At 70.4% G+C, this 18688-nt stretch carries 15 protein-coding genes; 3 read left to right on the forward strand and 12 right to left on the reverse strand.

The window, feature by feature from the left end; all coding sequences use genetic code 11:
* Nucleotides 1–84 precede the first annotated feature (84 nt).
* Nucleotides 85–2142, forward strand: coding sequence for a maltotransferase domain-containing protein (locus tag DEJ33_RS03950; protein ID WP_111077328.1), 2058 nt, complete (start codon nt 85–87; stop codon nt 2140–2142).
* Nucleotides 2139–4622, forward strand: coding sequence for a 1,4-alpha-glucan branching protein GlgB (gene glgB, locus DEJ33_RS03955; RefSeq protein WP_258374721.1), 2484 nt, complete (start codon nt 2139–2141; stop codon nt 4620–4622). Before DEJ33_RS03950 ends, glgB begins: the two co-directional genes overlap by 4 nt.
* Nucleotides 4623–4778: 156 nt before the next feature.
* On the opposite strand, the gene DEJ33_RS03960 is transcribed toward glgB, so the two are convergent.
* Nucleotides 4779–5789, reverse strand: coding sequence for a tetratricopeptide repeat protein (locus DEJ33_RS03960; protein ID WP_111077329.1), 1011 nt, complete (start codon nt 5787–5789; stop codon nt 4779–4781).
* Nucleotides 5786–7528: a hypothetical protein gene (locus tag DEJ33_RS03965; protein WP_111194289.1), complete on the reverse strand. Its 1743-nt coding sequence runs from the start codon at nt 7526–7528 to the stop codon at nt 5786–5788. Before DEJ33_RS03965 ends, DEJ33_RS03960 begins: the two co-directional genes overlap by 4 nt.
* 183 nt (nt 7529–7711) lie before the next feature.
* On the opposite strand from DEJ33_RS03965, the gene DEJ33_RS03970 reads away from it, so the two are divergent.
* On the forward strand, nt 7712–9553 hold the full coding sequence (locus DEJ33_RS03970) for a hypothetical protein (RefSeq protein WP_181432857.1): 1842 nt from the start codon (nt 7712–7714) through the stop codon (nt 9551–9553).
* A 61-nt stretch (nt 9554–9614) separates the two neighbouring features.
* Here the strand turns inward: DEJ33_RS03970 and DEJ33_RS03975 are convergent, their stop codons facing one another.
* From DEJ33_RS03975 to DEJ33_RS04020, 10 genes are all read right to left on the reverse strand, one after another.
* A complete protein-coding gene (locus tag DEJ33_RS03975) occupies nt 9615–10385 on the reverse strand; it encodes an alpha/beta hydrolase (RefSeq protein WP_111077331.1) in 771 nt (256 codons plus the stop codon).
* A complete protein-coding gene (locus DEJ33_RS03980; RefSeq protein ID WP_181432856.1) occupies nt 10382–10687 on the reverse strand; it encodes a hypothetical protein in 306 nt (101 codons plus the stop codon). The genes DEJ33_RS03975 and DEJ33_RS03980 overlap by 4 nt, the downstream gene beginning before the upstream one ends.
* Before the next feature lie 12 nt (nt 10688–10699).
* The gene (locus tag DEJ33_RS17540) at nt 10700–11674 is read right to left on the reverse strand and encodes a lytic transglycosylase domain-containing protein (RefSeq protein WP_258378081.1); all 975 of its coding nucleotides are present in this window, start codon (nt 11672–11674) and stop codon (nt 10700–10702) included.
* A gap of 104 nt (nt 11675–11778) precedes the next feature.
* The gene (locus tag DEJ33_RS03990; RefSeq protein ID WP_111077332.1) at nt 11779–12327 is read right to left on the reverse strand and encodes a DivIVA domain-containing protein; all 549 of its coding nucleotides are present in this window, start codon (nt 12325–12327) and stop codon (nt 11779–11781) included.
* An 86-nt stretch (nt 12328–12413) separates the two neighbouring features.
* Nucleotides 12414–13406, reverse strand: a complete 993-nt coding sequence (locus DEJ33_RS03995) for a phosphatidate cytidylyltransferase (protein ID WP_111077333.1) — start codon at nt 13404–13406, stop codon at nt 12414–12416.
* Entirely contained in the window at nt 13406–13960 is a 555-nt protein-coding gene (frr, locus tag DEJ33_RS04000) for a ribosome recycling factor (protein ID WP_111077334.1), read from the reverse strand. The genes DEJ33_RS03995 and frr overlap by 1 nt, the downstream gene beginning before the upstream one ends.
* Before the next feature lie 54 nt (nt 13961–14014).
* Nucleotides 14015–14734 carry a UMP kinase gene (gene pyrH, locus DEJ33_RS04005; protein WP_110902050.1) on the reverse strand — a complete coding sequence of 240 codons (720 nt, stop codon included), beginning with the start codon at nt 14732–14734 and terminating at the stop codon, nt 14015–14017.
* A gap of 105 nt (nt 14735–14839) precedes the next feature.
* On the reverse strand, nt 14840–15667 hold the full coding sequence (tsf, locus tag DEJ33_RS04010; protein ID WP_111077335.1) for a translation elongation factor Ts: 828 nt from the start codon (nt 15665–15667) through the stop codon (nt 14840–14842).
* A gap of 90 nt (nt 15668–15757) precedes the next feature.
* Nucleotides 15758–16684 (reverse strand): 30S ribosomal protein S2, encoded by a 927-nt coding sequence (gene rpsB, locus DEJ33_RS04015; protein WP_111077336.1) that lies wholly within the window; start codon nt 16682–16684, stop codon nt 15758–15760.
* Between the two features lie 269 nt (nt 16685–16953).
* A complete protein-coding gene (locus DEJ33_RS04020) occupies nt 16954–18396 on the reverse strand; it encodes a sugar porter family MFS transporter (protein ID WP_258374722.1) in 1443 nt (480 codons plus the stop codon).
* Nucleotides 18397–18688: the final 292 nt, after the last annotated feature.

The following is an 18688-nucleotide window of genomic DNA, read 5'->3' on the forward strand; positions in this document are numbered from 1 at the left end:
GGACGGCCCCGTTCGGCACCGGGTCCGGAGGCGCGACACGCTTCCCGGGGAACACGGACGGCCCAGCCGGGTAGCGTCTGCTCCGTGGCCTCCGTAGACCGACCCCGGCGTCCGAAGATCGGGCGCATCCCGATCACCGAACTCGCCCCGACGACGCCGAACGGCTTCCCGGGCAAGGGCTTCGACGGGGAGGTGATCACGTTCGGTGCGACCGTCTTCCGGGAGGGGCACGGCATCATCGGCGCGGACCTCGTCCTCGTCCGGCCCCTCGGCCAGAAGCCCGAGACGACGCAGGCCGTCGCCCAGCAGACCCCTGCACCCGCGGCGCCTCAGGTCGACGAGCGCACCCTCCGCGTCCCGCTGACGCTCGTCGCCGCGGGCACCGACCGCTACGAAGCGACCGTGCAGGTCGAGGGCACCGGTGTCTGGGAGTGGCACGTCGAGGCGTACTCCGACGACTGGGCGACCTGGGTGCACGGCGCCCGACTGAAGATCGCCGCCGGCGTCGACACCGAGGCGACCCTGCTCGACGGTGCCGCACTGCTCGACCGTCAGGGCTCCGCCGTGGCCACCCGTGCCGCGGCCCGACTGCGGGACACCGACCTCGACGCGGCCGAACGCCTGGCCGCCGTGGACGACCCGCGCGTCGTCGCCGAGATCGCCGAGACACCGATCGACTCGCTGCGCACGAGCTCCGCCCTGCAGCTGCTCGACGTCGAGCGCACCCGCGCCGGCGTCGGCGCCTGGTACGAGTTCTTCCCCCGCAGCGAGGGCGCCAAGCGCAACCCGGACGGCTCGTGGAAGAGCGGCGACTTCCGGACCGCGGCCCGTCGTCTGCCCGCCGTGGCCCGGATGGGCTTCGAGATCGTCTACCTGCCGCCGATCCACCCGATCGGCCGGACCGCCCGCAAGGGCCCGAACAACACGTTGACCGCCGGACCGGACGACCCGGGCAGCCCCTGGGCGATCGGTGGGCCGGAGGGTGGCCACGACGCCATCCACCCGGACCTCGGCACCGAGGACGACTTCCGCGCCTTCGTCGAGACCGCGAAGAACACCGGCATGGAGGTCGCACTCGACTTCGCCCTGCAGTGCTCCCCCGACCACCCCTGGGTCACCGAGCACCCGGAGTGGTTCACGGTCCGCGCCGACGGCTCCATCGCCACGGCCGAGAACCCGCCGAAGCGGTACCAGGACATCTACCCGATCCAGTTCGACACCGACCCCGAGGGGCTGGTCGCCGAGGTGCTCCGGGTCCTGCGCCACTGGATCACGTTCGGCGTCAAGGTGTTCCGCGTCGACAACCCGCACACCAAGCCGCTGTGGTTCTGGGAGCGCGTGATCCGTGAGGTCCGCGACGAGCACCCGGACGTCGTGTTCCTCGCCGAGGCGTTCACCCGCCCGGCGATGATGCGCGCCCTGGCCGAGACCGGGTTCCAGCAGTCGTACTCGTACTTCACCTGGCGGAACACGAAGGAGGAGATCGAGACGTACTTCGACGAGCTCTCCCACGAGACGAGCGCCTACCTGCGCCCGAACCTCTTCGTGAACACGCCGGACATCCTCACCGAGTTCCTGCAGTACGGCGGCCGTGCCGGCTACAAGGTGCGCGCCGCCCTCGCCGCGACCGGCGCCCCGACGTGGGGCATGTACGCCGGGTACGAGCTCTTCGAGGACGTCGCCCGCCCGGGCTCCGAGGAGAACATCGACAACGAGAAGTACGAGTACAAGCCCCGTGACTTCGCGCTCGCCGAGGCGGAGGGCGCGAGCCTCGCCCCCTACGTGACGATGCTCAACCGTCTGCGGTCGGCGCACCCTGCGCTCCGGCAGCTGCGGAACACCACCGTGCACAGCGCTGAGGACGACGCCATCGTCGTGTACTCCAAGCACCTGCCCGGACGGTTCACCCGGTCCGGTCGGGACGACACCGTGATCGTCGTGGCGAACGTCGACCCGCACTCCGCTCGTGAGACGACCGTGCACCTCGACCTCACCGCCCTCGGGCTCGAGCCCGGCACCGAGTTCGACGTCCGCGACGTCGTGACCGGTGCCCGCTGGACCTGGGGCTCCTCGAACTACGTGCGCCTGGATGCCTTCCAGGAGCCCGTGCACCTGCTCGTCGTGGAAGGACCGCACCGATGACCGATCCCAACAGCACCGGGCAGAACAGCGCACCGCAGGACGGCGCACCACAGCCGCCCCGTGGACCGGGCCTGCCGCCGGTCCCGCCGCCACCGCCCGCGATCCCCCGTCAGGTGGTCCGCACCGAGCCGAACACCTCGGCACCGGGTGAGGACCTCCCGGGCGTTCCGGCCGCCGCACCCGAGTCACCCTCCCGGGACGTGCCGGAATCGGCGACCCTCGCCGGCGGACTGACGACGGACGCACCGGACGAGACGGAGGCGCCCACCGCCTCCCGGACGGAGGGCGCGCGCGCCACGTCCCCCAGCACCACCGCCGCCACGACGGAGCCGGTCCCCGGTCCCGTCGACGAGTGGATCCGCCAGCAGGTCGCCGAGGGCCGGTGGTCCCAGCCGCACGACGTGCTCGGTCCGCACCCGGTCGACGGCGGCACGAGCGTCCGGGTGGTCCGCCACCTGGCGACCGCGGTCCGCATCGTCCGACCGGACGGCGACGACGTCGAACTCCGTCACGAGGGTGAAGGCGTCTGGGCCGGCGCGACCCGCGGCGAGCTCGGCCGGTACCGCGTCGAGGCCGACTACGAGGGCGACGAGACCTGGACCACCGACGACGCGTACCGGTTCCCGCCGACGCTCGGCGAGCTCGACCTGCACCTGTTCGGCGAGGGCCGCGACGAGCAGCTCTGGCACCACCTCGGTGCGCACGTCCAGACCGTGGACGGCGTCGACGGCGTGGCGTTCGCCGTGTGGGCTCCGCGTGCCACCGCGGTCCGCGTGATCGGCGACTTCGAGGGCTGGGAAGGCCGCACCACCGCGATGCGCCGTCTCAACGACCTCGGCGTCTGGGAGCTGTTCTGGCCGGGTGCCCTCGAGGGGCAGCGCTACAAGTTCCAGATCCTCACCGACAGCGGTTGGGTGGAGCGGGCCGACCCGTTCGCCCGCCGTACCGAGGTGCCGCCGCTCACCGCGTCCGTGATCACGAGCGCACACCACACCTGGTCGGAGGGCGACCAGCAGTGGATGGCCGCGCGTGCCACCGCGACCACCCACGACGCGCCGATGAGCGTCTACGAGGTGCACCTCGGCTCGTGGCGTCCGGGTCTCAGCTACCGCGAGGTGGCCGACGACCTCATCGGGCACCTGCAGTACACCGGCTTCACCCACGTCCAGTTCCTGCCGCTCGCCGAGCACCCGTTCGGTGGGTCCTGGGGCTACCAGGTCACCGGCTACTACTCGCCGACGGCACGGTTCGGCTCCCCCGACGACCTGCGGTACCTCATCGACCGACTGCACTCGGCGGGCATCGGCGTGATCATGGACTGGGTCCCCGGCCACTTCCCGAAGGACGAGTGGGCGCTGGCGAAGTTCGACGGCTACGCACTGTTCGAACACCCGGACCCCCGCCGCGGCGAGCAGCTCGACTGGGGCACCTACGTGTTCGACTTCGGGCAGCCGCAGGTGCGCAACTTCCTCGTCGCCAACGCGCTGTACTGGCTCGAGGAGTTCCACATCGACGGCCTCCGGGTCGACGCGGTGGCCTCGATGCTCTACCTCGACTACTCCCGCACCGAGTGGCTGCCGAACGTCCACGGTGGCCGCGAGAACCTCGAGGCGATCTCGCTCCTGCAGGAGACGAACGCGACCGCCTACAAGCGCTACCCCGGCATCGTGATGATCGCCGAGGAATCGACCTCGTGGCCTGGCGTCACCCGGCCGACGAGCGCCGGCGGGCTCGGCTTCGGGCAGAAGTGGAACATGGGCTGGATGCACGACACGCTGCAGTACGTCGAGCGTGACCCGGCCTTCCGCTCGTACCACCACGACGAGATCACGTTCTCGTTCGTCTACGCGTTCAGCGAGCAGTTCACCCTGCCGATCAGCCACGACGAGGTCGTGCACGGCAAGGGCTCGCTCTACGGCAAGATGCCCGGCGACGAGTGGCAGAAGCTCGCCAACGTGCGCGCCTACCTGGCGTTCATGTGGGCGCACCCCGGCAAGCAGCTGCTCTTCATGGGCCAGGAGTTCGCGCAGCCCTCGGAGTGGAGCGAGGCGAACGGCCTCGACTGGTGGCTCCTCGACGACCCGGGCCACCGCGGCGTGCAGGACCTGGTCGCCGAGCTGAACCGCGTCTACAAGGAGAACCCGGCGCTCTGGACGTTCGACGCCAGCGCGGAGGGCTTCGAGTGGCTCGAGAGCGGTGACGCGCCGCACTCGACGCTCGGGTTCCTCCGCAAGGCGGGCGACGAGAAGCTGGCGGTCTTCGTCAACTTCTCCGGCGTCCCCGTCGAGCACCGCTTCGGGCTGCCGACGGCGGGCACCTGGAACGAGGTGCTCAACACCGATGCGTCGGCGTACGGCGGTTCTGGTGTCGGCAACCTCGGCTCGGTCGAGGCCGAGGACGTCCCGTGGGCGGGCCGCCCCGCCTCCGCGAACCTCGTCGTGCCCCCGCTCGGCGCGGTCTGGCTGCGCTTGGCCGAGTAGCACCCTCGCGGAACGCAACCTCGGCGTCGACTCGCAACGGTCTTCCGTTGCGGGACGGCGCCGAGGTTGCGTTTTGCGAGGGTAGACGGACGGGAGGCCCGGTACCAGCTGGTACCGGGCCTCCCGTCCGTCCTGTGTCGCGTCCCGCGCCGCGGCTCAGTAGAGCGCGTTGGCGAGTCGCCGTCGCGCCGCGACGACGCGCGGGTCCTCGGCACCGATCAGCTCGAAGTACTCGACCAGCCGCACGCGGAGCGCCTCACGGTCCTCACCGAAGACCGTCGGGACGAGGTCGAGGAGACGTCCGAAGGCGTCCTCGACGTGCCCGCCGCTGATGTCGAGGTCGGCGACCGCGAGCTGGGCCGCCACGTCCGACGGACCGGCACCGGCTGCTGCCCGGATCTCGTCCGCGGTCCTGCCGGCGAGACGGTCGAGCAGCGAGACCTGCGCCAGACCGGCGACGGCCATCTGGTCGTGCGGATCCTGCAGGATCGCGGTGCGGTACTCGCTGATCGCGGTGGCGTAGTCGCCGGCCTCGATCGCGTCGTACGCAGCCTGGTGGTGCGGCGGCAGCGGCTCCGGTTCCGGTTCGCCCTGCTCGGCGTCGTCGGCCTCGATCGCTCCGTCGACCTGGACGCGACCGGCGATGCCGTTCTGCTCCGCCGCCTGCAGGACCTGCTCGAACACGTCGCGGACCTCAACCTCGGGCAGTGCGCCGACGAAGAGCCCGAGCGGGCGGCCACCGATCACCGCGGCGACCGTCGGGATCGACTGCGCCTGGAACGCCTGCACGAGCTGCGGGTTGGTGTCCGCGTCCACCTTGGCGAGGACGATGCGACCCGCGTACTCCTCGGTCAGTCGCTCGAGGACCGGCGAGAGCTGCTTGCACGGGCCGCACCACTCGGCCCAGATGTCGACGATGACCGGGACGACGGTGGAGAGCTGGACGATGTCCTGGAAGCTCTGATCCGTGACGTCCATCACGAGGGACGGGACGCTCAGCACGCCGTCACCAGTGGCGCCGGCTGCCGGAGCACCGGCGGCAGGCCCGCTCGGGGCTGCCGCCGCCGGGACACCGGGGCCCTGCGGCGGACGCTGCGCCCGGTCGACGAGGGACGAGAGGTCGACCGCTCCACGCAAGCTGGACGGGGTCGGGGGGACGTTGGTCATTGCACCTCACTCGCTGCGATCAGGCCCTGAGTGAACCCGAGGAGTTCTATCTTGTCGTCCGAGCCCACGGGGGGCACGGAGAAGAGCAACTGGACGCCGTACGTGGCCGTCACACCGTTGGTGCTGGAGTCCACACCCGACAGCGCCTTGACCGCACCCTCGGGGTTGACCTCGGCACCGTCTGCCGTCGGGGTGACCTTCTCGACCTCGTTGAGGTCGACGGACACGAGCGCACCGGCGGTGTTCGTCGCGAGGGCCAGGGCGGTGTCCTCGGGCACCTCGGACGAGTACTCGATCTTCGCGGTGTCCGGCAGCCCCTTCGCCTTCTCGTCCTTGTAGGACTTGCCGATGCGCGATCGCAGGTCGTCCCCGTCGCTGGCGAACAGGTCGGCGGACTCGCTCTCGGTGTCCTTCGAGAGGATGTCGCCGTACGCCGCGGCGACGGCGTTCGGGGCCAGCGCCAGGAGCTTGGTGTCCGGAGCGAGCTGGGCGGCACCGACGGAGGTCGGCGCGAGCGACGGCAACTGTGCATCGGCCTCGAGCGAGACGGCGTACTCGACCTTGTAGTCGGAACGGGCGTCCTGCTGCACGAGGGTCAGCGCCTGCGGGGCCGTCTTCTTGTCGGTGCAGTCCGCGGCGACCACGGCGAACACGGTGCGCGGCCAGGTGTCGGTCTGCTGCGGCAGCGCGACGCACACGTCGTCGGCGTCAACGGCGGGCAGGGCCTGCGCCTTGTCGTCGCTGTCGCGGATGGTGTAGTTCGCCTTGCGGATCTCGAGCGCCGGACCGGTGAAGCGGGTGGCGGCGAGGTCCGCGTCCTTGTCGGCGTCGGCCTTCTCGGCGACCTCGGCCACGCGGGACACGATGCGGCCGATCTGCTGCTTCGTCGCGGCGGTCGAGGTGTCCGCGGCAGCGGCACCGGTCGCCGTGGCGGTCGGGGTCGGGGTGACGTCCGCGCCACCGCCGGTCGGCCAGTACTCCGAGGAGCAGCCGCTCAACACGAGTGCACCGGCGACGAGCACCGGCACGGCGATGATCGCGCGGCGACCACGTCGGCTGCGGGCCGGCACCTGGGCTCCGGCCGCGGCGGCGCGACGGGAGGCACGCACGCGCGGCGGGCGCCCGCCCCCGCTCCGACGACGCGGACCACGGGATCGGCGCTGGTGCAGGAAGGCCCAGACGAGCAGCACCAGGCCGCCGAGCACGAAGACACCACCGGCGGTCAGCAGCGGACCCACGGAGGGCGTCGCGGTGTCGCGCGGCCACGTCACGGAGATGTCCGAGGGTGCGGCGTCCGAGCCGTCGCCCATCACCACGAGCGACACGTCGGCCGGCAGTCGGACGGTGAACTGACGGGCATCGTCGTACTCCTGGTACCAGAGGTCGCTGCCCTTCGGATCGGGCAGGTCGGAGCCGGATCCGGTGGTGCGGGACTGCAGGGAGGCGTCGTCGGCGTCGTAGCGGAGGGTCGTGTGTTCGGCGTCACCGATCCAGGCGTCGACGTCCGACGTCTTGCCGTAGGCGGCGAACACCTTGCCGGAGCCCGAGACGTTCACGCGCTGGTAGCCGGGGTTCGCGTTCAGGACGCTGCCGGGCAGCACGGTGACGGGAGCGGCGTTCGTCCCGCTCGTCGCGGCGACGATCGAGGTGGGTGGCGCGAACACGGTCCGCTGCCCGACTCCCAGGCCGACGAGGAGCACCCCGATGACGAAGCTGACGATCGCCAGGACGAATCGCACGGATCTCTCTCCCTCCGCGCCGGGGTGGGTGGATCGGCGCAGGACAACGGCCCAGGGTACCCAGGACAGCTGGGAGGCGCATCCCCGGGTCCACCGCAGGCCTCAGGAGCCGTCGCGGACGCACCACTACAATCGGGGTCCGGACTGCACGGGGTGGTCCGTGACGACCACAGGGAGCGACACGTGGCGAACGACGAGGCAGAGTTCGGGACCGAGCTGCGGGGCTACCGCAAGGACGAGGTCGAACGGGCTCTGAACGACCTCCGCCGCGAACTGATCAAGTCGAACACCGACCGGGCCGAGGCGGCGAAGGAGATCCGTCTCCTGCAGTCCCGCGTCTCGGACCTGCAGGGCGAGCTCGACGAGGCCGGTACCCCGACCTACAGCGGCCTCGGCACCCGGCTGGAGTCCACCCTCCGCGTCGCCGAGGAGCAGTCCACCCGGCTGATCAGCCAGGCCGACATCGACGCCCAGCGGCTCCGCGCCACCAGTCGTACCGAGGCCGAGCGCACCCTCCGCGAAGCCCGCGACGAAGCCCAGGTCACGCTCGAGGACGCCCGCACCCGGGCGACCAACGAGCTCTCCCGCGCCCGCGCCGAGTCGGCCGACACCGTCGAGCGCGCCCGCTCCGAAGCCGGCATCCTCGTGCAGGACGCCCGCAACGAAGCCGCCGCCGTCCGTGGAGCCGCCGTCACCGAGGCCGCCGAGGTCCGCTCGGTCGCCATCCGCGAGACCAACGCCCTCCGCGCCCAGGTCGAGCACGAGGTCGCCGAACTGCGCGAGGTCGCCCAGCGCGAGTCCGCCGACGCCCGTCGTGCCGCCGCCGACCTCGACCGCGAGACCGAGCACCGCCGCAGCGTCTTCGAGGCCGACCAGGCTCGTCGCCTCGAGGACCTCGACCGCGAGGAGGGCACCCGCCGTGAGCAGCTGGAACGCACGCTGACCGAAGCCCGCACCGCGTGGGAGCGCGAGCACGGTGAGGCGCGCCGAGCCCTCGAACTCGAACTCGAGACCGCTCGCGCCGAACTGACCGCGGAGGTCGACCAGCGCCGGGCCGGACTCGCCGCCGAGATCGACGACCGGCGGAGTGCCCTCGACGAGGAGTTGGCTGCCGCCCGTGCCGAGTGGGACCGCGAACTCGCCGTCGCTCGGACCGACCTCGAGCAGGAGATCGCCGCCGCGCGTGCCCAGCTCCGGGTCGACTCCGAGCAGACCGCGGCCGAGAACGCCCGCCGGGTGCAGGAGACCACTGATCGGATCGAGCGCGAGACCGCCGAGCACGTCGCCCGCATCGAACGTGAGCGCGACGCCGCCGCCGCCGAGGCCGAGCGCGCCGCCCGGGAACACGAGAACGAACTCGCCGCCCGTCGGGAACGCGAGCACGCCGAGGTCGACACCGAGATCGCCGACCGTCGGACGGCCGAACTCGACGACCTGTTGGCCGAGCGCACCGCCCTCCGCCAGGAGATCGACACGGCCCGTGCCGGTCTCGCCCGGGAACGCGACGAGGTGCGTGCCGAGATCGCCCGCGAACGTGACGACGCCCGCGCGGCCCTCGAGACCGAACTCGCCGCCCGCCGCGACGACGCCGAGCAGGAGTACCTCGACCGGCACCGCGCCACGGTCACCGAGACGCAGAAGTACCTGGACGAGGCGAACCTCCAGCTCGCCGAGGCCACCCGCCGCGCCACCACGGCACGGGAGACCGCCGACCGCCTCGAGCGGGAAGCCGCGGACCTCGCTCGCCAGCAGGAGACCGCGGCGCAGGAGCACGCCGCCGACCTGGTGCGTGAGGCACAGGAGCGTGCGCACCGCCTCGTCGCGGACGCCGAGGACCGGACCGCCGAGCTCCTGGCCGATGCGGAGGACCGGCTCGGAGCGATCCGGACCGAGCGGGAAGCCGTGGCGGGGTACCTGGAGAACCTCCGGGGCGTCCTGAGCCACGCAGCCGGCGTCATCGACGAGCAGGCGCCGGCGCAGGGCGACCGGGCGGACTCCGACGAGCAGGACGACACGGATCGCTGACGACGCCGTCCGCGGCGCCGGCCCCGTCCTCTGACGGGGCCGGGCTACTGACGGGGCCGGGCTAGGGGCGCTGGTCGTCCGCGGGCCAGTGGGTCGGCAGCGGAGCGCTGCCCGGGACGACGAGATCGGCGATCGCGTCGAGGACGGTCCGCACGTACTTCTCCCCCACCCACAGGTGCTTCGCCCCCGCAACGGGAACGACCCGGACCGTCGGGGCGATGGCGAACCGTCGGGCTGCCTCGTCGGGCTGCAGGAAGTCGTCGTGCTCCGGGACGAGGGCGACCACCGGCACCTCGACCGCGGCCCAACGCGCGAGTTCCTCGTCAGAGGTGCGGTGCAGTGGCGGCGACAGCAGGACCACACCGGCGACGTGCCCGGCCTCGACGTGCTCGAGGGCGTGCTTGAGGACGACCTCGGTGCCGAACGACCAGCCGACCAACCACGGCGTCGGCAGCCTCCGCTCGACGACGTCGTGCACGGCAGCACGGAGGTCGAACCCCTCGGACACGCCGTCGCCGAAGACACCCTCCGAGGTACCGCGGGGCGAGGTCACCGATCGGAAGTTGAAGCGCAGGACCGCGATGTCGGCCAGCGCGGGCAGACGTGCGGCGGCCTTCTTCAGGACGTGCGAATCCATGAAGCCCTGCGCAGTCGGCAGCGGGTGCAGGGCGACGACGGTTCCCCGCGCGGGCCGGTCGAGCGGTTCCGCCAACTCGCCGACGAGGGTCAGGTGGTCATCGGTGACCAGCTCGATGTCGGTACGAGAAGCGGGCAGGACCGTGCCCGACCGGATCTCGGCGCCGTCTGCGGCGGGTGCGGGCTCGGACGTCATGCGATGCTCCAGCAGTGGTGGTGCCAGTGACGTCGGGCTGCCAGGTCGGCTGCGTCGCCGAGGACGCCGTCCGCACGCCAGACCACGACGTGTGCGACGCCGGGCTCGATCGTCAGGCCACAGCCCGGGCAGACGTACTCCTTCTGCGCGGACGCTGCCGAGATCGGCTGGACCGACCACTCGCGACCACGCCGGTGCTCGGTGCGCCGCCAGCCGTTGAGCATGCGGTCGAAGCCGGAGTCCTCCGGCTCGACGTCATGACCACGACCGCGTGGGCCCCGCGGCCGGTTGCTCCGCGGCACCCCGATCGCCGATCAGTACCAGTTGTACGAGACGCTGTGCGCCCAGGCGCCACAGGGAGTGCCGTAGACACCGGTGATGTAGTTGAGACCCCAGGTGATCTGCGTGGCCGGGTTGGTCTGCCAGTCGGCACCGGCGGATGCCATCTTGCTGCCCGGCAGCGACTGCGGGATGCCGTACGCGCCACTCGGGTTGTAGGCGTTGACCCGCCAGCCGGACTCCTTGTTCCACAGGGAGACGAGGCAGCTGTACTGGTCGTTGCCCCAGCCGCGAGCGGCGACCATCTGCTGGCCGATGGCCTGGGCGCTGCCCGGGTCCGGCGTGGCGACGGGCACGACCGGCGTGCTGGCAACCGGCTGCTGAGCGGACGTCGACGTCGTCGCCGCGTCGGTGTCGGTCGCGTCGGCGTCCGGCGTCGCGGTGGGGGTCGGCGTCGGCACCGGCTTCGGCGCTGGCTTGGTGACGTCGAAGCCGTCACGCCCTGCGTCGAAGTCGCCGTACGTGCCGTGCGCCGAGAACTGCTGCGGCACCGAGATCGGCGCCGGCGCCAGCACGGGTGCGGCCGACGCGGCGTCCGTCTGCATCGGGTTGAAGAGCGACCCGCCGACGAAGGCTGACACCGCGAAGAAGGAGAGCACGGGGATCGTCGAGCGCTGCCAGACGAAGCCCCCGAAGGACCGCGGCGCCGGCGGCTTGACCGGGGCGACTGCGCGGCTGCGTGCACGACGCACGGCACGCGGTGCGGTCAGGGTCGACGCGACGGCGGCACGAGCCGCGGAGGCGTCCGAGACACGGTTCGCGGCGACGGACACGGGCGCGATGACGGGAGCGACGTGCTGCTGCGCCTGCGGTGCGGTCACCGGACGGGCGACCGAGGTCTCCGTCGTGCGGATTCGGTTCTTCGCCGCTCGGCGCTCACTGACGATCGCGAGATCGTCCGGTGCGCGGGTTCCGCGGTCGGATCGGTTGTCTGCCGTGTGCCTGCCCATGAGTCTGACCAGGATAACGGAACGATCACGGAAAGCGAAGCACCTGACCCAGGTGAGTCGGTTCGGTCCGTCCGGGAGGCCCGGTGCAGGTCCTCGTTCCGGCCTCAGCGGACGGCGAGCATGACCTCGATGACGGCGTCGAGCAGTGCGTCGACCTGCGCTTCGCGGTACCCGCCGTGCTTCGGACGGAACACGACGGATCGCACCTCGGTCAGGCTCAGCGGCTTGCCGTCCTTGAAGTACCCGTGCAGCCGACGGGAGAACGCGTCGACGTCCTTCGGGTGGTACCCGGTCGTCAGGAAGCTGACCCGCTGGAACCGCTGCGCGTCGGGACGTCCCAGTCGCGCGACGACGTCCGAGGCCTTCCCCCGTGCCTCCGCGTACCAGGCCTTCTGGCCGACGTCCGCGATCTCGCGCTCGCGCTCACGGGCGGCGAACGCGTCCTCCAGTCGCTCGAGCGCAGCGTCGACGTGGACGGTCGAGTAGCCGCCCTTCTTCATCGAGAAGGCGGTCGCACGGATCTTGGCGGCCTCGATCCCCGGGGCACTGTCATTCGCGGTGTACGCGCGACGAGCGTCTTCGAGGAAGTGGTCGACCTCGTCGGAGTCGTAGCCGAGGACCGAGCGGGGGGCAGTCGGGAACGTCGAAGGCACGGCGCCATTGTGCCAGGCTCCGACCGGTGCGCCACCTGGACGCGCGGACCCGTCCGGTCAGGAGGATCGACGGAGCGAGCGGACCGTCAGTGGTTGACGACGAGGTACATCAGGTACGCGATGGCCGCGGACGGCAGGATGCTGTCGATCCGGTCCAGCAGTCCCCCGTGGCCGGGCAGGAACGACGAGATGTCCTTGATGCCCAGGTCTCGCTTGATCATCGACTCGGTGAGGTCGCCGAGGGTGGCGGACCCGGAGATGAGCACCCCGAGGATGATGCCGGTCCACCAGGGCAGACCGAGCATGAGCCAGGCGACCAGGATGCCGACGATGATGCTCGCGCCGACCGAGCCGCCGAAGCCCTCCCAGGTCTTCTTCGGGCTGATCCGCGGAGCCATCGGGTGCTTGCCGAGGTTGATGCCGGTGGCGTAGGCCCCGGTGTCCACGGCGACGACCACGAGGATGAACCCGACGACCCAGAGCTGCCCCTGTTCCTGCGCGGACAGCAGCACCACGCAGGCACCGAGCAGGGTCACGTACGCCTGGACGAACAGGCCGTTCGTCAGGTCCCGCGCCACGCTCGCCGCCGGCGGCTTCGTGCGCGACACCGCGACCTCGACGAGACGCCAGAGCGAGATGAACACCACACCGCCGAGCAGCGTGAACAGCGCCCAGATCTGCCCGCCCAGGAATGCCGCCGGCACCGTGGCGATCGCGACCGCGATGCTCGGGATCCGGGGGACGTCACGACCGGCGAACCGCATCGCGCTCGCCAGTTCGTAGACGCCGAGCCCGAGCAGGAACGCGGCCACGACCATGAACGACGGGGTGTACAGCAGCAGCGACCCGAGCATGACCACCGCGAACGCCAGGGCGATCGCGATGGCTGCCGGCAGGTTCCGCCCGGTCCGTGCTGTCAGTGCCTCGTTCCGCGCACCGAACTCCGCTCGGCGCTGACGGATCTGCGCCTCGAAGTCGTTCCGGGCCGCCCTCGCCCGCGCGTCGAAGTCCTGTCGGAACCCCGATGTGCGGCGGTCATCAGATGTGGGGCGGTCGTCGCCCTGGTCGGGACGGCGCATCAGACCTCGAGGAGTTCGGCTTCCTTCTTCTTCAGCGCCTCGTCGATCTGGTCGACGTGCTTCTTCGTCAGGACGTCGAGCTCCTTGTCGCTGCGGGCGATGTCGTCGTCGGACACCTCGCCCTTCAGCGCGTCGAGGTCGTCCTTCGCCTTGCGGCGGATGTTGCGCAGGACGACCTTGTGGTCCTCACCCTTGCTCTTGACGATCTTCACGAACTCCTTACGGCGCTCGGCCGAGAGCTCGGGGATCGTCACGCGGACGATCTCGCCGTCGTTGGTCGGACTCGCACCGAGGTTCGGGAAGGTCGCGATGGCACGCTCGATCTCCTTGAGCGCCGTCTTGTCGTACGGCGTCACGATGAGCGTGCGGGCTTCCGGCGTCTGCAAGGACGCGAGCTGCGCGAGGGGGGTCGGGGACCCGTAGTACTCGACCGGGATCTTCTGGAAGAGCGCGGCGTTGATGCGTCCGGTGCGCACGGTGCCGAAGTCGTCCTTCGCCACCTCGACGGCCTTCGCCATCTTCTCGGTCGCATCGGTCATGACGTCACTGATCACGGTGGTTCTCCTTCGGTACGGGTCGAGTCTAGTCAGTCGGCGGCGGTGCGCCGGTCAGTTGCTGACGACGGTGCCGATGCGCTCGCCCTGGATCGCGGCGCGGACGTTGCCCTCGCCCTCCATGCCGAAGACGTGCATCGGCATGCCGTTGTCCATGCAGAGCGAGAACGCCGTCGCGTCCACGACCTTGAGGCCCTTGAGCAGCGCGTCCTGGTAGGTCACGTGGTGCAACTTCTCGGCGGTCGGGTCCTTCTTGGGGTCCGCGGAGTACACGCCGTCGACGCCGTTCTTGGCCACGAGCACCTCGTCGGCACCGATCTCGAGCGCGCGCTGCGCCGCGACGGTGTCGGTCGAGAAGTACGGCAGGCCCGCGCCCGCACCGAAGATGACGACACGGCCCTTCTCGAGGTGGCGCTCGGCACGCCGCGGGATGTACTGCTCGGCGACCTGGGTCATGCTGATCGCCGACTGCACGCGCGTGGCGGCACCTGCCTGCTCGAGGAAGTCCTGCAGCGCAAGGGCGTTCATGACGGTGCCGAGCATCCCCATGTAGTCGGCGCGACCGCGGTCCATGCCGCGCTGCGACAGCTCGGCGCCGCGGAAGAAGTTGCCACCGCCGACGACGATCGCGACCTCGACCTCTCGGGCGGCGCTGGCGATCTGCTTCGCGATGGTGCTGATGACGTCAGGGTTGACGCCCAGGGATCCGGCGCCGAACGCCTCTCCCGACAACTTCAGCAGGACTCGTCGGCGTCCGGTCTTCTCGTCGGTCATGTCGGGGCACCCTTCGTCGTGGTCTCGTGGAAATGTACTCGGTGCGCGGGGGCGCACGACAACGGGGCCAGGAACCGGTTGGTTCCTGGCCCCGTCATGGGTTCGTTACGCGCCGACCTTGACGCGGGCGAAGCCCTGGATCGTGATGCCGGCGTTCTCGGCGGCCTTCGCGACGGAGATCTTGTTGTCCTTCGCGTAGTCCTGGTCGAGGAGCGAGATGCCCTTGATGAAGGCGTTGACGCGGCCCTCGACGATCTTCGGGAGCGCAGCCTCGGGCTTGCCCTCTTCGCGCGTGATCGCCTCGACGGTCGCGCGCTCCTTCTCGATGGCCTCGGTCGGGACCTCGGCGCGCGTCAGGTACGACGGGTTCGCGAACGCGACGTGCTGCGCGATCGAACGCGCCTCGGCGGCGTTGTCACCCTCGTACGCGACGACGACGGCGATCTGCGGCGGCAGGTCCTGGCTCGTCTTGTGCAGGTAGATCTCGAAGGCCGAGCCCTCGACACGGCGGACCGTGCGGACCTCGAGCTTCTCGCCGAGCGCGGCGGCGTTCTCGTTGACGACCTCGAGCACCGTCTTGCCGTCGAGCGGCGCAGCGTTCGCGGAGGCGACGTCGGTGGCCCCGGCAGCGGCGACCGCTCCGAGCACCTTGTCGGCCAGGGTCGTGAACTTCTCGTTCTTGGCGACGAAGTCGGTCTCGCTGGCGAGCTCGACGACGGTGGCGGCACCGTTGTCGGCCGATGCCACGACGACACCTTCCGAGGTCGCACGGTCGTCGCGCTTGGCGACGGCCTTCGCGCCCTTGATGCGGAGCAGTTCGACGGCCTTGTCGTAGTCGCCGTCAGCCTCGACGAGGGCGTTCTTGGCGTCCATCATGCCGGCGCCGAGGTCCTCGCGGAGCTTCTTCACGTCAGCAGCGGTGAAGTTTGCCATTGCCTGGAGTCCTTTCTGGACTGTGCGTGTGTGGAGAGTGGGGAGCGGAGCAGGGGCGCCGGACCGGTCACGGTCCGGCGCCCCGGGTGCTCACTCGGCGGGAGTGGTCTCCGCAGCGGCGGCGGCCTCGGCCGTCGGCTCGGCGTTCTTGTCGGCGTCGGCGATCGGCTCGCCGATCTCCTTCGCGGCGACCTGCGCGTCGGCGTTGTTCTCCTCGACGGTGGCGCCCTCCGGAGCGGCGTCGGCGGCCGGGGTCGCGCTGTCGCCACCGAGGAGCTCCTGCTCCCACTCGGCGAGCGGCTCGGTGGCCTCGTCGTCGTTGCCACCGTTGTGACGGGTCTTCAGGCCCTCGGCCGCGGCGTCGGCGACGATGCGGGTCAGGAGGCCCACGGAGCGGATCGCGTCGTCGTTGCCCGGGATCGGGTACGTGATCTCGTCCGGGTCGCAGTTGGTGTCGAGGATGCCGATGATCGGGATCCCGAGCTTCTGCGCCTCGTCGACAGCGAGGTGCTCCTTCTTGGTGTCGACGATCCAGAGCGCGCTCGGGGTCCGCGTGAGGTTGCGGATACCACCGAGGGTCTTGTGGAGCTTGTCCAGCTCGCGCTTCTTGATGAGGAGCTCCTTCTTGGTGAAGCCCTTCGTCGTGTCGTCGAAGTCGATCTCCTCGAGCTCCTTCATGCGTGCGAGGCGCTTGGAGACCGTCTGGAAGTTCGTGAGCAGACCGCCGAGCCAACGCTGGTTGACGTACGGCTGGCCGACGCGGGTCGCCTGCTCGGCGATGGAGCCCTGCGCCTGCTTCTTGGTGCCCACGAAGAGGATCGTGCCACCGTGCGAGACCGTCTCCTTGACGAAGTCGTACGCGCGGTCGATGAAGGCCAGCGACTGCTGCAGGTCGATGATGTGGATGCCGGAGCGCTCAGCGAGGATGAATCGCTTCACCTTCGGGTTCCACCGACGGGTCTGGTGTCCGAAGTGGACGCCGCTGTCGAGCAGCTGGCGGATGGTGACGACGGCCATGTGCCGTCCTCCTTCTGTCTTCTCGGCGCACGGCATGACCGTGCACCTGGTGCGGTTGTGTCGACCACGACCGGAGGTCATGGTCCCTGGTGCCCGGACACACAGCCGCCCGCTCGCGAGAGCGGGACCGATGACCGTGTGTGCTGCGTGGACACGCGAAGTCAGCGCGCTCGGCGCGCTGCTGGGGAAATGCTAACAGAAGGGAGGCCCGGATCACGCGAGCCGAGCGGCTGACGTGATCCGGGCCTCCCGGACGTGGATGGAGCGGATCAGGACTTGGCGCTCACGGCGTCGCCCTCGGCGCTGATGCCCATCTCCTCGAGGGAGCGGCCCTTCGTCTCGGGGATCTTCGCGATGACGAAGAAGAGCGAGAGCAGGGCGAACAGCGCGTAGATGCCGTACGTGACCGTCAGGTTGAAGCCGGACAGCACCGGGAACGAGATCGTGACGATGAAGTTCGCGATCCAGTTGGCCGCCGAGCCGACGCCGAGCGCGGTGGCCCGGATGCGGTTCGGGAACATCTCACCGAGCAGGACCCACATGAGCGGACCCCAGGTGGCGCCGAACGACACGACGAACAGGTTCGCGAAGACCAGCGCGATGACACCCCACCCTCCGGGGAGCTGCGGTTCGCCGTTCACGATCGAGGCCTGCGAGAAGGCGATCGCCACCATCGTCAACGACACGAACATGCCCGCGGAACCCGCGATGAGCAGCGGCTTCCGACCGACCTTGTCGACCAGGAAGATCGCGATGAAGGTGACGGCCACGTTGACCACCGAGGTGATCGTCGAGATGAGGAAGGACTGCTCCTCCTTGAACCCGACCGCCTGCCAGAGCGTCGTCGAGTAGTAGAAGATCACGTTGATGCCGACGAACTGCTGCAGCACCGCCAGGATGATGCCGACCCAGACGATCGGCTGGAGCCCGAAGCGGTTGCCCCGGATCGAGCCCTTCTTCTCGTTGGCTTCCTTCTTGATGCCGTCCTGGATCTCCTCCAGGCTCGTGTTGACCGTGTCGCGCGGGACGATCTTGCCCATCACCTCGCGCGCGTCGTCGCTCCGGCCCTTCGTGAGCAGGTAGCGCGGCGACTCCGGCAGGGTGATCGCGAGGACGCCGTAGACGATCGAGGGGATCACACCGACCAGGAACATCCAGCGCCAGGCGGCGAGGCCCAGGACCTCGGAGGACGCACTGCCAGCGGTCACGGCGAACAGCTGGTCGGAGAGCAGCGCGGCGAAGATGCCGAGCGTGATGGCGAGCTGCTGGAACGACGCCAGACGCCCGCGGATGGCCTTCGGCGAGACCTCGGAGATGTACGCCGGTGCGATGACCGAGGCGGTGCCGATACCGAGGCCACCGACGAGGCGCCAGATGACGAGGTCCCAGGTCGCGAACGCGAACGCGCTGCCGATCGAGGACACGAAGAACAGCACGGCGGCCCAGAACATGATCTTGGTGCGGCCGAAGCGGTCGGCCAGGCGGCCGGCGAAGTAGGCGCCGAAGGCGCAGCCGATGAGGGCCGAGGCGACCGCGAAGCCGCTGGCGGCGTCGGAGAGGTCGAACTCACCCTTGATCGCGTCGACGGCACCGTTGATCACGGATGAGTCGAAGCCGAAGAGGAAGCCACCGACCGCCGCCGCGATGGCGAACAGTGTGACCTTCCCCTTGAACGCACGGTCGTCGCCGTGTCCGGTGGTCGTGGTCGACACGATGCTCCTGGGTTCCCGCCGCCGTGCCGGGTGCTGCACGGTGCCCCGGCGGTCGGCTGGATCGCCGTCCGAGCGGCGTTGCGGTGTCCGGAGCGGCCCCGACAGTACCCCTTCCGCGGCTGCTCAGCACATCAGGTGTGGTGCAGCCCGACCTGTCCTGCACCGGACGGCAGGCCGGGGTCGCCCTCCACAGACCGCGTCCGGCCGACCCCGTGGCCGTGTCGGACGCGGGAGCGTGGACCCGGCAGGTCGGGATGCGGCAGTGCGGGATACGGGAGGGCGGGATGCGGGA

Origin of the sequence: Curtobacterium sp. MCPF17_047 (genome assembly GCF_003234045.1) — a bacterium.
Classification (GTDB): Bacteria; Actinomycetota; Actinomycetes; order Actinomycetales; family Microbacteriaceae; genus Curtobacterium.

Bases quoted from the DNA above. Each gene is read 5' to 3' on its own strand.
- DEJ33_RS17540 (WP_258378081.1), bottom strand. From the start codon at position 11,674: ATGGGCAGGCACACGGCAGACAACCGATCCGACCGCGGAACCCGCGCA.
- DEJ33_RS03995 (WP_111077333.1), bottom strand. From the start codon at position 13,406: ATGCGCCGTCCCGACCAGGGCGACGACCGCCCCACATCTGATGACCGC.
- DEJ33_RS03960 (WP_111077329.1), bottom strand. From the start codon at position 5,789: ATGACCAACGTCCCCCCGACCCCGTCCAGCTTGCGTGGAGCGGTCGAC.
- glgB (WP_258374721.1), top strand. From the start codon at position 2,139: ATGACCGATCCCAACAGCACCGGGCAGAACAGCGCACCGCAGGACGGC.
- tsf (WP_111077335.1), bottom strand. From the start codon at position 15,667: ATGGCAAACTTCACCGCTGCTGACGTGAAGAAGCTCCGCGAGGACCTC.
- pyrH (WP_110902050.1), bottom strand. From the start codon at position 14,734: ATGACCGACGAGAAGACCGGACGCCGACGAGTCCTGCTGAAGTTGTCG.
- rpsB (WP_111077336.1), bottom strand. From the start codon at position 16,684: ATGGCCGTCGTCACCATCCGCCAGCTGCTCGACAGCGGCGTCCACTTC.
- DEJ33_RS03975 (WP_111077331.1), bottom strand. From the start codon at position 10,385: ATGACGTCCGAGCCCGCACCCGCCGCAGACGGCGCCGAGATCCGGTCG.